Below are 13,996 nucleotides of genomic sequence, written 5' to 3'. Positions count from 1 at the left end.
TTACGCCCGGGCCCGACCCAATAAAATAGAGGTACAATTCCCACCAAAACCGAAAGAATTGGAAAGTGCCCAGTTCAGGGGCAAGGCTTGGCTCTGCCCGCGCACCAAAGCGGTTCCAATACCAGCTATGGGAGCCTCGGTATGAAGACTGGGATATACCTCCCCATGACCTAGTGAGAGCAAACTAAAGATAGCTTCAATAGCACCAGAGGCTCCTAGGGTATGTCCGGTATAGGACTTGGTAGAGTTAAAGTGGGGCAAGTCGCCAAATAAGGTTTGCAAAGCATGTAGCTCTACCTCATCGTTGTTTACGGTTCCAGTACCATGGCTATTGACGTAGTCGATTTGCGGCGCGGTGAGTTGGCCTACTGCCAAAGCCTCTCGCATGGCACGCAAGGCCCCCACGGCCTCCTCCGACATGGCCGAAGCATGATGCGCATCGTTGGCATTGCCATAGCCGGCCACCACACCATAAGTCCTCTTGTCGGCCAACACCGAAGCGGCTTCGAGTACCAGATAGCCCGCACCTTCTCCGAGGTTGAGGCCATCTCGGGACTGGTCGAAAGGCTTAGTAGGCTGCGACGACAGTATTTTAAGGGCATTAAAACCATTGACTGTATACTTGGCGAGGCTATCCACCCCACCTACAACGGCACGCTTGGCTCGGCCTGAGCGTATGAGTCGCGCACCGAGCATAATGGCGTTGGCAGAGGACGAGCAGGCTGTGTTGATGGTATTGGTAAACCCAGTAAGCCTGTGTTTAGCGATTATTTTCATGGCATGGGCCGACCCACTATATGAAGCTAAAAAGCTCGACCCAGACGACTGTAGATTGGCGTCGGCATAGAGCTGGTCGGTAAGGCACATCCCCCCTACTGTACTAGCCGAAATAAAAGCGGTATCCGAATGGCTAAGCCGCTCTGGTGATAGGCCTGCGTCGTGTACGGCCTCCTCAAAAGCCAGCTCGGCTAGTAAACAGGTACGGGTATATCCCATATTTGAGCCTATCTTGAGGCGTTCCATCAGCTCTTGATTAGAAAGAGGCACTTCGGCAAAGGGCATATCTTCTACAAATACCGACTCGAAATACCGAGCCTTCCCTATCCCCGACTGTCCCAATTTCAACCGCTGGTGATTGGCCTGTACATCGGTCCCTAGGGCAGTAACAACCCCCATGCCTGTCACCATTACCTGCTCCATCATCAGACCGTCTTTGAATGAGTCATGATGTATTCGGCCATATGATTGACGTCGACCAATATTTTTCGTCCTTCTGCAGGATTGGTAATTTTGATACCATACTCCCTTTCTAAGAGTACTACCAGCTCCAAGGAGTCGATGGAATCCAGACCAAGCTCACCACCAAATAGGGGCTCGTCGTCTTTGATATCTTCTGCTTTGATATCGAGAAGGTTAAGATAGGTCACTATTTGACTCTTTAGTGCCACCTTTAAATGATTTACGTCCGTCATATTTAAATATCGCTTTTCTTACTAAATGAATGATAAGGTCCAGACCAGAAAGGCCTGGAGGTTAGATTATTTTATCAATTTTCAATTTTAAAAAACTCCCTAATTGGCAAGCTACAATAAACCCTCCCAAATACAAGACTACCGACTGGAGGTCCTGCCAACTCCCTCCTTTCAGAAAGAGTACATAAAAACCCTCTAGGCACCAGTGCAAGGGAGAAAATTTAGCGGCCATCTGCATATAGCTGGGCATAACAAAAATAGGAACGAGTATTCCGCCAATAGCTCCCAAAATAATGATCGATACCGCCCCAAACCCATTGGCTTGTTCCTGGGTTTGAGCCCATGAACCTATTAAAAGGGCATAGCTTACCGCAGCCAGGCTACTCATCAACACCACCACCCCTGCCGCTATAATATTGTCGGGAAGTGCCAGCGCAGGAAGGTCTATCATGGGTAGCAGATACATTCCCATGCCAAAAGTAACTAATACCTGCAAAATGGCAACTCCCACATAGACCACAATTTTGCTGATCATCACCAAGGCGAATGACGTTGGCATGGTTCTTAACCGCATAAAACTCCCATTATTTCTTTCTTTCACCAGGTTCGACCCTAGTGATACTACCATAAAAAACATGGCAAAGATGGTCCAAGCAGGTACATTATGCTGGGTAGCATTGGGAACTACGGTACTATTTCCGTTCATGGCCACTATAGGCTCTATTTGTACCCTGGTGCTTTTCATTTTTTCCTTGAGGCGGCTTTCCTTACCCGCTATGTCCATTGCTGAGTACATTTTTGACACCATTAGGGTGTTTTCAATCTCTCCCATAAAGGTATAGAGCATCCCTAGTACCGATTGGGCATAATTTTCTTGTAGCACCGGATCATGAAAAAATTGCAAGGTAGGCAAGGCGGTGTCCCCTCTATGAAGCGAGTCGGAATCCAGCCCCAAATCCTGTAGTAAAATTTGACTCACCTCATCGGCGTTGGCCTGTAGCCCAGCCGTAAATCCTGTGGGGATATACAAGGCCAACATTTTTCCTCCGGCGAGCAGTTCCTCCCTTACCGAAGCTTGAGTGACTCCTACAGGCTCATCGATTTCAAAAAGGCCCGACTCCCGAAGCAAGTGCACCAACTGTTCGCCCTGAGCACCATGGTCGTCATTGACTACCACCATTGGGATTTTGTTTTCATTCACCACCTTATAGGCACCATCCTGAATGACGGTAATGATTCCTACCAACAAAAGGGGCATCACAAAAAGTAGCATGAGGCCAATCCTGTCGTTTATTAGCAACAAAAACTCCTTCTTTAAGGAGGCGTATAATTTGTACAGACTCATTGGTCGCGGAAGGCAGCGCCAGTTAATTGTAAAAATAATGCTTGTAAATTGGGGGCTTCATGATTTTCGAGTAGACCTCCGGTAGTACCTTCGACAACCAACCTTCCATGGTCGATCAACGCAATTCGATCACAGATCTCCTCAGCCTCTGCCAAATGATGCGAAGTATATATGATGGTAGCCCCCCCTTGTTTTAATGTTTTCAAATAACGGACAATCGCCTCTTTACTTTGGACGTCTACCCCTACAGTAGGCTCGTCTAAAAATAAATATTGGGGGCGATGAATAATCCCAATGGCCAAATTGAGACGACGTTTCATCCCTCCCGAAAAAGTGGAAACGGCTTTATGGGCCACCGTCGAGAGCCCCAATACTTCTAACAGTTCGTCGCGTCGAGGTCCCAAATATGCGGCTGGTATGTTGTACATAGCGCCAAAATAATCGAGATTCTGCTTGGCTGTAAGCTCTTCATAAAAGGCAAAATCTTGGGGAACAAACCCAATCACCTGCCTTCTCTCGATTTCAGAAATTGGCTGGCCCTGGTCAAAATATCTTATACTTCCGGTAGTGGCGGGTATTATACCACATAATATGGATATCAGGGTGGTCTTACCCGCCCCATTGGGCCCTAATAGCCCATAGACAATCCCTTGGGGTATGGACAGACTCAGATCCTTCAGGGAGAAGGTATCACTTTTCGGATACAGTTTACATATATCAGCTAATTCTATTCCCAGATGATTTATCATGCCCCCCCTCTCAGTAACTTAATTTTAGCTTTTGAAGGCGCTTAAAAGCCTCCTTTTCTACTTCCCGGATTTCTAGCAACCTATCGGCGATCTCCTCAAAATCCTGCTGCTCCGTGAGACGACCTTTGTACACACCGGCCATTTTTATGGCACTGCTCCTCCACAAATCGCCCGATAAAGTAAAAGCTTCGGATATCTGAGACACACGGTCGTCGTGCAGGATAGCCCCAGCTTGTTCTAAAAACGCTCCATACAGGAATCGAAACCCTCCTCCACCGGTGCCGATTTCCTCTTGCATACGCACGATTTGCCCCAAGTATAAAGAGGCCTTGCGCAGCCCCAATTTATTGCGCCATTTACGAATTTGATTGGATGTATGCCTAATGCCATCTACTCCAGCTACGCTGCCAGGAATGTACAACATATCCCGTACGTTTCGTTTAATCCCCTTCACTACAGCCTTACGGATGGTAGCGTCCGAGACGATGCCCACCCGTTCGGGATAATAGATATGTCCTTTGGGTGCAAAGGTACCTTTGGCGAACCGTACCTTGGTCAGTTCCTCCTCGGTCAAGGAAGTAGTAATTTCCATAACGGGGTCACTCACCAAGAACCGCCCATCTTCCTTCCCAAAAACGATTAGATTATGGGCATTGAAATGAAACCGGTATTCTTTGGGAAAGTAAGGTAAATGAAATACGCCCACCTGGCACCCTATAGGAATATTGTCTTGGACTTTTTGGTCTAAAAAGGCTTGTGCCTTCTGTTCGGAACTAAACTTCTTGTGGGTAATAGGAACGCCTAAAGCCTTACAGGTCCGCTTAAAAATGGCCCCTGGCATGGTTCTAAATGAAATTGCCGGACCATTATTGACGGTTAAAAAGGGAATCTGAATATAAAACAGACCCGACCCCATACCAAAAGCCAGGGGTTCGGTCATAAAATCCAATCCATGATGCCGAAGCAATGCGGTAGTAACGCCATTCTCACAATGAGCCGCCTGAACGTGTTGAAATGCGGGGCTCTCTAAATCAGTTTCCAATAGACTATCCTTTAAAATTCTTTAACTCCTCCAATGAAATTTCAAATGCTTGGGCATAACGGGCTAGCTTCTTATCGCTCATACGCCCAAATACCGAGGGTTTCATATGTCGTTTGATAAAGAACGGCCAAAAGCCGGTGTAGCCTGATAGAACGGTAAGGTCCATCAATTTTAATTCCATAAAGTATACGATAGGGCTAGCCTCTCCTGCTGCCACGGCCTTGCGGGCCGCTTCAATTCGGATATTGACTTCATCCCAGGCACTATCCAAGGCCTCTTTCTTAACGTCCCATCCCCTACTGAGTGCGACTTCATACTGGCCCTTGTCGTTCTTAACATAGTATACTTCCCGGGTAAACTGGTCCAGGGCACTGGGGTCTTGGGGTACCTCGTCTTTTTTCATATACACACAAATTTACCAAATAATGAGCCTACCAAAGAACGTCGCCTACGATGGACTTCAAGACGTATCCGTAGCTAAGGTACTAACAAACGGTCAGCAGACAGAACATATAAGAAAAACGTGAACTCTCAGGCACGGCCAGCAATATTTTCTCGCCCTTCTTCAAGGCGCCGCTATTAAAGATGGCTTCCAGCATCATATAGATCGATGCAGCACCGACATTCCCTACTGAAGCCAGGTTGGTAAACCATTTCTCTTTAGGGATGGGGATGCCATTCTCGGTAAAGAAATCATCGATTTTATTTTCGAAGAAGTAACTAGACAAATGGGGTAAAAAGTACGCCACATCCTTCATGTCCACACCCTTCTCAATCAATATTTCCTTCAATTTTGTAAAACCAAGTTTCACAATTTTTTCACCCAACAACTTTACATCTTGCTTAATACTCAAAATAGACTTCTCTATTAGCTCGTCGGACGGAATATCTTTATAACTCTTTAGCGTTCCATTACTCCCTTTTTCGGCTCCCATATACATACAAGCCTCTTCGGTATTGGCATAGGAACATCCTTCTATCCATTCTATTTTGAGGGAAATCCCATCTGGATTTGGCTTGTTTTCTACGAGGAAGGCCCCTGCTCCATCGGACAACATCCAGCGTAAAAAATCTTTATCAAAGGCGATTATCGGGTTTTGCTCCAGTCGGATCAACTGCTGGACCTCGTCTTCAAACTGATCGGCCTTCAGCACGGGCGATAGGCGCTCTGAGGCACAGGCTACCGCCTTTTTTTTGTCCCCAACTTTCACGGCCATATAGGCGTACTTAAGGGCATGCATCCCTGCACAGCACACTCCCGATGGCGACACGACTTCGATGGCGTCTAGCTCGGGCAGATACCCATGGACCATTACTGCATGCGAAGGCATGAGTTGGTCGGGGCTCGAGGTAGCACAGCATAGCAGGTCCACCTCTCCTATTTCTTTTGACTCCGGCTCAAACAGGCCTTTCACTGCCGCGGCAGCCATTTCTGCATTGGTATGGGTAGGGTTACCTTCCCGATCCAAAGCATAAAAACGTCGTTTTATCCCGTTATTTCGAAGAACAATCGACTTGGACTTGGACGCCTTGCCATTGATATAGCCCAAATAGGTCTCCATATCTTCGTTTAACACCCCTTCATTTGGTAAAAACTGAGCAACACGGGTAATATATGTATCTGACATTCTTATTTCGTTTCTAAACCTAAATAATAGTTTTTCCTCCTATTAATGGACTTCTGCGTCCAAGGAGCAATTAATAGCCGATAGATGGTCACCAACACGGGTGCCACCATAAATAAAGCGACTAGCAGGTAATATTTAAAAAAATTGACCCAAAACTTTCTTTTTTCAGGACTACTACCCTTTGTAATGATCAGCTTGGCCCAAATCTTAAATAATTTTTTGGCGCGCTCTTCTATAAAAAGGATATCAGTCGGGATCTGGATGTCCCCTTTCTTCAGTAGCTGGTCCTGCATCCCATCAAAATTACCTATTTCTAGTCGTTTTTCTACAATAACACCCAATTCCTTTGCAGACGCTATATCTAAATCGCTGACGCCCGGTTTAGGAAAAATCCCCCATTTACGATCCTTCCGGCCGGTCAACATCCAATGAAGTATTGTAACAACGCTCACAAGATTAGCTGCACGGTCCATAAGCGGTATATTGCCAATAAGCCGCCCCCCAGCACCTTTTATATGGCTCTTTACGCTTTCTTGCGCATTAAGCCACATGTTCCTACCAGCAATAAGGGTTAGGATTGGGGTATTTTTGACGAGGGATTTAAAACACTCGGACTTCAATACGGCCGTCGCTGGTAATGATGGAGACAAGTACCATGGCTGATAGGCCAAGATAATTAAATCGTATTGTACTTCCTTGGGGCTATAGGGCTTTATTGCTATCTCATCTTCCAAGACGCAAGCCGGCATGAGATCGAAAAATTCATCCTGAGTCCATGGGAATGGATAAGGCTGCAGGGGCTCAACTTTCCAGTGCTCGATTTGACTGGTACCAAAGGCCGACAAGAATTGCCCTAATATCTCATCCATCTGGCCCGACTGTGTATAGCTAATAGCCAGTATTTTACGCATTATACTCTAAGATTTATACCCTACGGCCTTAATTCGGCCTTATTTAATTGTTTAGTTTGGTCAGCATAGTCCATTATAATGGATTGCATCGATCGATCTAAAGATGAAAAGCCGGAAGAAATGACCTTTGCATCTTCATCGATATTTTTATTATATTTCAATATAGCCGGAGCATGCTCCTGAACCGTTAGTCGTAAGAAACGCAGCTCCACCTCTTGGGGATGCCCGGCAATGGCCGCTTCAAGAAGCGCCCTTCCTTGTTTAAACATCTTTAATTTCGCTCCAACGGTCTTTTCGAAATCGGCTTGCTTCATCAGTAAGGCTCCTCGATAGGCATCTTTATGGGTTAAGCCCTTTGAGGCGCCGAGTGTGTTCAGCATTTTTTGCATATCCTGAACCCGAGGTCCCGACAACACCTCATAATATGCTAGCTTATTGAAGGAGGCCTGTCCAACTACATACGAACCTAATACACAAAGGAGCACTATTCCGACTATCAATCGCCTAAAAATACTCATTTTAGTGTTTTATTTTACATTCCAGGATGGTATGGTAGCTATCGCCAATAAGCGGGTAGGTTTCTACCACTTCAAAACCTGCAGTGTCGAGCAGTTCTTTCATATCGTTAAGGCGATACATCTTGCTATTGCCGTTAGCCATAATGGTAAAGTATAGAGAAGTGGCCACCAGGCTGTATTGTGCCGCCGGGAAATTTTGATTATCGAAAAATGGCTCTAAAATATACAGGGTGGTATCCGCTGTGGAGGCTTGATGCGCGTTTCTGAGGATGGTTAAAATCTGCTCTTTTGAGAAACAGTCCAAAAACTGGCTCATCCATATGGCATCGGCACCAGGGGCAATTTTCTGGGCGGAGTCTAGCAGGTCTATCTCCCGGAAAGAAATCCGGTCGGACAAATCCTTTTCTTGAACATTTTGCTTGGCTACGGCCACCTGAACCGGTAAATCATGAATGGTAACATGCACTTGGGGGTCGAATTCCGCGCAGGCTATGGACCACTTGCCCGTATTACCACCTACATCGTACAGATTCCGATGTTTTTTCTTAAAAACAATCTTCAAAGCCTCGGGGAATGCATTGTCGGAATAATAGTGATCGAACTCGAACCAGGACTTCTTGGCAGGCTCGGGGAGTTTAGAAAGCCCCTGATATATGGTAGGCCAGTCGCCTAGGACCTTCAACCCTGCCGGTTTCTCGGTCTTAAAGCTTTCGGTCATTTCCTTAGCCCCCAAATAACACACATCATTCATAAAGTTGGTGTTTACCCGGGTCATTTCATCTTTCAAGAAGAAGAAGCCAATTTTTGAGATACGAACTATCGTCCCTTCCACCTCGACTACGCCAAGGACCTCCGCCGATTCGATCAGCAACGTAATGGTGTACTCAGAAAGATCCATATCCCGAATAATAGACGCTATCTCGACGCCCTTCCGGTGTGAGCTGATGTACTCCAGCACGCCAAGGTCCCGCATGGCTACCATGGCTTGAAAATACATAGGTCCAAAAGCGATCTTTTGGGCCTCAAATTTGGCTTCAATTGCCGATAATTCCTTTTTCATTTATTATTGACTAATACTATTCGTTCGATACTGTTCTGTCCTTAAAGCGACGTTGAAACTTCTTTTTCTTGAGATCTTCCCGGTGCCAGATGATATTTTTACCTAATGTTCCTCTAAACCGTTCAAAGAAATTCTCTTTTTCAGACAATTTTACGAAATCCTTTTTAATTGACCTCATAGAATCTATACAGGGTTCATAAGTATCCATTTTTCTGATGGTATCTATAACCATGGGTAAGCTGGCTATAGGCAGGTCAAATTTCTTTGTAAATTTCTCCATAAAACTGTTCTGGAATGGGTCGGTGGCCAATGCCACGTGCTGGAAGCCCAGCTCTTTGGCCAATCGATAAGAATAGTACACGTTTTCGGTACTATGCTCGGCTTGGCTTTCCATGAAAATATGCTGTGGATCCACTCCCAAGCCCTCAGCATAGGAAGCCATTATTTTGCTTTCCACAAACCTAGTCGCCACTGCCCCACCCGAAAAAATAATATTATCGGCATATCCTTTCTGGTACAGGAAGTTGGCCCAATGGATGCGCAATTGCAGGATTCTATTCCATGAAGTCCCCGAGTAGGGGTATCCTGGCACAATAATGGCATCATAAGGGCTTTCTTGACGATGTTCATGGAAGGATTTTGCTGCCCGTTTGTACAGGATTTTGGCACAGCTGGAGCAGTAAAATAATAGCAAAATTAAGAGTATACTTCTCATGGCCCTTAATAAAATAGACTGTGAACAGAATGATAAATCCGTCCACAGTCTTGACTTAATAAATCAAAAAACTCAGCAAGGTTTAGTCCCTGCTCAATTAAATTGTTTGCTCCATTTTTTATAATTTGAACCAATCTCCTTATTAAGGTTGTATACCGCCCCGGCCCAGTAATTTCGGAACCCGAAGCCACCAGCTTTCCCTTCCATATGTTCGGTATAGATCACCTTCTTAGTGCTGAGATCAATAAAAGTTACCCAGGCAGTCAATCGCTCGTCGGTTTTGCTCAGATTTTCGGCAATATACACGACTCCAATACCCGACTTTTCACTTAAGTTATAACCGGCTACGGCTTTTTTAACTTGGTCTTCAGTAATCGTATGGGCCTCCTCGGTGATGTTACCCTCTACCTCTGCCGATTTGTTAAATGCTACCATATCTTCTACTTTCGACTGATACTGATCCGACTTTAGTTTCAGGGGTTTTTCGAGGGAAAACTTTTTGGGCTCCGCTTCAATCAATAAATTCCAGCTATTGATATGCTGGTTTTTAATGGCAGTAGGATCGGTAAAACCGGCTTTACCAACATATTTGGCATGTGTAAAATCCACTCCTAAAAATACCACATTGGCCTTTCCATTAAAAAGGTCGGCCATGGTGGACTGAGCAAAAAGCTGTGAGGATACTAGTAAGGCGGTAAGAATAAAGGAAAGCTTTTTCATGGTTTTCATTGCTTCTTGGTTGTGAATAGTAGTATTAATTTAAAATATGCATAACCATCATTTCTGGCACTTGTGTTGGTGCTTCCCCGCAATCTGGCTGGGCCATGCTAGGGAGTTCTGATGGTAATCAAAGATAAATCAATTTTTCAGGTTTGCGTTTCTCCTGTTTGTATAATCTAAAGGAAAGTTCGTCAGTGGTAATAAATGACAGATAAGGGGTAACTCGCAAACGCGATTTGAAGAGAGAAAGTAACATATTGCGAAAGTCATCTCGCTGCAAGTCCATAGAGAGTAGGATGGTAACCTCATCGTTACCATAATTATCTTTACTCACCACGATCTGGTAGAGGTCTATTTCCTTGACCATGTCGAGCACGTCGAATAGCGCTGGCGGAAAGATGGTGGTTCCTTTGAATTTGATCATCTGTTGCTTTCGGCCTACAACAGGACCCAAACGAGGACCGGGACGCCCACAGCTGCATGGACTATAGTGAACATGGCATAAGTCTCCAGTCCTATATCGTAAAAGTGGCATGCCCTCTACGCCGAGCGTACTGACCACTACTTCCCCCAAGGCTCCATCGGCCACCGGTACCCCATAGTCATCCACTACCTCCAATACCAGCAGATTAGGATTCAAATGCCCCCCCTTTCCTTCGGCACACTCAGTAAATGCGGCACCCATTTCGGTAGAGGCATAGGTAGAGAATAGCTGTACATCCCATTCGCCGGCGATACGTTTCCCCAATTCGTTCAACGAAAAGTCGGCCTGACGGATGGGTTCTCCTATGCATATAATGGCCTTTACACTACTATTTTTATAATCTATGCCGTTTTCAACTGCATAGGCAATCAGCTTGGGGATAAACGATGGAATGGCGATGAGCACGGTAGGCGAAAACCGCTGAATAGATTCCCATTGCAAATAGGGTGCCCCCGGCCCTACCCGTACCATCCCGGCCCCTAGCCTCCTGGCACCCATCCAATAGGCTAAGCCAGCCATAAACCTTTTGTCGATGGTAGTCATGAGTTGATAGATGTCCTTTTCCGATCCACCGGCACAGTGGAAAGATGCGGCCTCATTATTGGCTAGTCGTTCTATGTCGGCATCGGTCAGGTAAAAGGCCACAGGGTCGCTCAAGGTGCCTGAGGTAGTCACAAAATCGGCTACGGCGGTCTTGGGCACACATAAAAAGTCGTCGTTATACCTCGCCAAGTCGTCTTTGGTAGTAAAGGGGAAGTCCGACAATTCCTCGAGGGTAATGGGCCGGTTGCTATCCAGCTGGAATTCCTGAAATATCCGGCGATAGTATGGTGATTCTTTTCCCAAATACCGAATGAGTTCATTCAATTTTTGGGTCTGTTGGGCTTTATAATCTCCTATATCCATGTTTTCCTAGAGTTTTGATAGGCCTAAAGTTTTTCTTTACAAGCGAGGATCTTCTCCCGAATAGTTGCCGTTTCATTGGCCGAAGACGTTTCGTAATTCAGAGCGTGGGAATAAAATTTTTCTGCTTCAGAAAACTGTTTTTTAGCATAAAAATAATCACCTAAAGCCAGGTAAGTCAAGAAACTATTCGGGTTTTGATCGATAAACTGCCGTTGCTCTTCCGGACTAAGTTCGAAGGCCACGCCCATATTGGCCAGCCGGTTTATTTTGTGTCTGGTCGCCTTGTTTTCCTCGTACTGTTTGAAAGCCTCTTGATTTAAAAACGGGTCGGAAGGAACCGTCAAGGAATTATCTAACAGCTCCCCTTCGGCTTTTGAAAACACCTTTTTCAGGTCGTAAGCCAAGTATGCTCCTAGCTGATAGGGCGAGCTAGAAACCCAAAAAGTATGCTGGGTAGGCTTAAACACGATAGAATGATGAGCAATGAGTTGGTTAAGGGCCTTAGGATTGCCATATCCTATAAATTCGTCATTCAGCCCATTTTTATCGCGAAGGATATGGGTCGCTTTTTCAACATCGATCGGTACCGATCCATCCAGTAATTCCTGCATTCTTTTAAAGCGGTAATTGGAATCACTCGATCGGATGTTTTGGATATTAGCCGAATCTCTTCTGAAAGTTTCGCTTTGGTAGTGATTGGCACATACCAAAAGGTCGTCCGACGTGTCGTATACCCCCATTTTGGAGGGCGACTTTTCGATAATCACCGTTTTGTTGTCTTGAGCTGAGGCCACCAAAAGGGATTCGGAAACGAATGTCTCTCTCTTTTGGGCAATAGCCACGGCCTCCTCGATATTGGCGGCATACTGAAGTATCTCCCTGGCCAATAAAGAGATCGGGTCTTTGGCACCATAGGGTATATCCGACTTGGAAGCATTTAAAGTCACGGCCAATCCCTTTTCATTCATTCCGGATACCACACCAGTAAGCCCAGCCCAAGCATAAGAAGCGAAGCCATACCCCTTGTCGGGCTTAACAAACACCAATAACTTATCCTCGGCAAAGGCATCGCCCATATAAAAATCAAAGTTTCGACCTACCAACAAGCTAGAATCCGCCGAGAGGGCATTATTGACAGAGAAGGAAGTACAACCCACCATATTAAGGTCGGTGAGCGCATGGCCGATGTCGTGGGCGGCATGGTAGTTGAGGATACGGTAATACTTGGGACCAATATAATCGAATCGATCCGAGAAGGACTGGCTTACACCATATATTTCGTCGAGGTTTTCTTGGGGTACATATTTATAAATATCCTTATTGAACCATGCTACAAAGCCTTTCAACACCTGTAAAAAACCTGAATTCGGAATTAGTTCGTTGATTTGATCGACAAAGGCGACTTCCTGTTTCTCCATAAGCTCTTTGGCCAAAATTCCGTAAATGAGCCCTCTTTCATAGGGAGCTCCCTCCAGATACATTTCCCAAACCCCATACTCATTTTTCTTTAGCCAATTGGGGCCTATAGCATAATGGTCGGGACCTATGCGCTCCCGCTTATAATCTTGTAGTCGCTTGGAGGCATCGATCGTAGGAGTTGGCAAATGAACCCGCCAGATAAAAAGACCAAAAAGAAGCCCTAAGCTTAGCACAAAGACGAGCAAGCCCAGGAGTATTTTATTAAGAAGTCTATTTTTTGGGGACGGCATCATTATAAGTTAACAGCAAGATTTTAGCAATATGACCAAGTAAACGGTTGGAGTATTTAATATTTACTTACTTTAACGGTAAAATTAAGAATAAAATGGCAGTGACCTTCATTAAGAAATTGGGAAACACTTCCCTTTTGGGTTGTTGGGAAATTGAGGAAAGCTTGTCACAACTCAAAGAAGGGCTATCCCAAGACGCTCTCGCCGGCTATATGGATTCTAACAAATGGTCTGAAAAACGACAACTAGAATGGCTATCGGTCCGGCAGCTTCTGAGCCAAATGACAGCGATGCCTGAAACAATCCTTTACGACCAACACGGCCGACCGTACCTGGCCAGTGACCGGTACCATATATCCATTTCTCATTCGGCTCACAAAGCCGTTGTGCTACTGGGGAAGACCCGTCCTGTTGGCGTCGACGTTCAGATCATGAAGACGAATACGATACGCGGCAGTCATTATTTCATTAACGACCAAGAAAGGACTTGGCTAGGCCCCAAGGATGCTATAAGTCATCATGTGATATGGTCGGCCAAAGAAACTATTTTTAAGTTTTATGGTCAAGCTGAGTTGTCAATACTTAGCCAAATAGAAATATGTCCCTTTCAACCGGAACAATTTGGCCTACTATCGGCTTATATTCATGATTCGATTCATAAAACGAAGTTACACATTCATTATGAAGTGATGGGTGAATATGTCTTAACCTATATCCTTTCTTAATTCGATCGAACC

Annotated in this window: 15 protein-coding genes; 1 reads left to right on the top strand and 14 read right to left on the bottom strand. The window is 45.4% G+C overall.

Annotated elements, in window-relative coordinates; all coding sequences use genetic code 11:
* From CLV98_RS11000 to CLV98_RS10935, 14 genes are all read right to left on the bottom strand, one after another.
* On the bottom strand, positions 1 to 1,203 hold the full coding sequence (locus CLV98_RS11000) for a beta-ketoacyl-[acyl-carrier-protein] synthase family protein (RefSeq protein WP_229203317.1): 1,203 nt from the start codon (positions 1,201 to 1,203) through the stop codon (positions 1 to 3).
* Positions 1,203 to 1,472, bottom strand: a complete 270-nt coding sequence (locus CLV98_RS10995; protein WP_109674353.1) for a phosphopantetheine-binding protein — start codon at positions 1,470 to 1,472, stop codon at positions 1,203 to 1,205. The genes CLV98_RS11000 and CLV98_RS10995 overlap by 1 nt, the downstream gene beginning before the upstream one ends.
* 61 nt (positions 1,473 to 1,533) lie before the next feature.
* On the bottom strand, positions 1,534 to 2,817 hold the full coding sequence (locus tag CLV98_RS10990) for an ABC transporter permease (protein ID WP_229203316.1): 1,284 nt from the start codon (positions 2,815 to 2,817) through the stop codon (positions 1,534 to 1,536).
* Entirely contained in the window at positions 2,814 to 3,566 is a 753-nt protein-coding gene (locus tag CLV98_RS10985; RefSeq protein WP_109674352.1) for an ABC transporter ATP-binding protein, read from the bottom strand. Before CLV98_RS10985 ends, CLV98_RS10990 begins: the two co-directional genes overlap by 4 nt.
* Before the next feature lie 10 nt (positions 3,567 to 3,576).
* Positions 3,577 to 4,608: a BtrH-related acyltransferase DarH gene (gene darH / locus CLV98_RS10980; RefSeq protein WP_109674351.1), complete on the bottom strand. Its 1,032-nt coding sequence runs from the start codon at positions 4,606 to 4,608 to the stop codon at positions 3,577 to 3,579.
* Between the two features lie 4 nt (positions 4,609 to 4,612).
* On the bottom strand, positions 4,613 to 5,011 hold the full coding sequence (gene DarG, locus CLV98_RS10975; protein WP_109674350.1) for a flexirubin biosynthesis protein DarG: 399 nt from the start codon (positions 5,009 to 5,011) through the stop codon (positions 4,613 to 4,615).
* An 82-nt stretch (positions 5,012 to 5,093) separates the two neighbouring features.
* Positions 5,094 to 6,236, bottom strand: a complete 1,143-nt coding sequence (gene darB, locus CLV98_RS10970) for a dialkylresorcinol biosynthesis protein DarB (protein ID WP_109674349.1) — start codon at positions 6,234 to 6,236, stop codon at positions 5,094 to 5,096.
* 2 nt (positions 6,237 to 6,238) lie between these two features.
* On the bottom strand, positions 6,239 to 7,147 hold the full coding sequence (locus CLV98_RS10965; RefSeq protein ID WP_109674348.1) for a hypothetical protein: 909 nt from the start codon (positions 7,145 to 7,147) through the stop codon (positions 6,239 to 6,241).
* A gap of 20 nt (positions 7,148 to 7,167) precedes the next feature.
* Positions 7,168 to 7,665, bottom strand: coding sequence for a hypothetical protein (locus CLV98_RS10960; RefSeq protein ID WP_109674347.1), 498 nt, complete (start codon positions 7,663 to 7,665; stop codon positions 7,168 to 7,170).
* Between the two features lies 1 nt (position 7,666).
* A complete protein-coding gene (locus CLV98_RS10955) occupies positions 7,667 to 8,725 on the bottom strand; it encodes a methyltransferase (protein WP_109674346.1) in 1,059 nt (352 codons plus the stop codon).
* A gap of 16 nt (positions 8,726 to 8,741) precedes the next feature.
* Positions 8,742 to 9,440 carry a YdcF family protein gene (locus CLV98_RS10950; RefSeq protein WP_229203315.1) on the bottom strand — a complete coding sequence of 233 codons (699 nt, stop codon included), beginning with the start codon at positions 9,438 to 9,440 and terminating at the stop codon, positions 8,742 to 8,744.
* 93 nt (positions 9,441 to 9,533) lie between these two features.
* Positions 9,534 to 10,169 (bottom strand): hypothetical protein, encoded by a 636-nt coding sequence (locus tag CLV98_RS10945; protein WP_229203314.1) that lies wholly within the window; start codon positions 10,167 to 10,169, stop codon positions 9,534 to 9,536.
* A 118-nt stretch (positions 10,170 to 10,287) separates the two neighbouring features.
* Positions 10,288 to 11,550: a flexirubin biosynthesis putative acyl-CoA ligase FlxY gene (gene flxY / locus CLV98_RS10940; RefSeq protein ID WP_109674345.1), complete on the bottom strand. Its 1,263-nt coding sequence runs from the start codon at positions 11,548 to 11,550 to the stop codon at positions 10,288 to 10,290.
* A gap of 23 nt (positions 11,551 to 11,573) precedes the next feature.
* Entirely contained in the window at positions 11,574 to 13,154 is a 1,581-nt protein-coding gene (locus CLV98_RS10935; RefSeq protein ID WP_229203313.1) for a C45 family autoproteolytic acyltransferase/hydrolase, read from the bottom strand.
* A 200-nt stretch (positions 13,155 to 13,354) separates the two neighbouring features.
* On the opposite strand from CLV98_RS10935, the gene CLV98_RS10930 reads away from it, so the two are divergent.
* A complete protein-coding gene (locus tag CLV98_RS10930) occupies positions 13,355 to 13,984 on the top strand; it encodes a 4'-phosphopantetheinyl transferase family protein (RefSeq protein ID WP_146202259.1) in 630 nt (209 codons plus the stop codon).
* Positions 13,985 to 13,996: the final 12 nt, after the last annotated feature.

The sequence above is a fragment of the Dyadobacter jejuensis genome, assembly GCF_003149085.1.
GTDB lineage: Bacteria > Bacteroidota > Bacteroidia > Cytophagales > Spirosomataceae > Dyadobacter > Dyadobacter jejuensis.
Note: the sequence above shows the minus strand (reverse complement) of the source record. Positions and strands in the feature narration are given on the sequence as shown.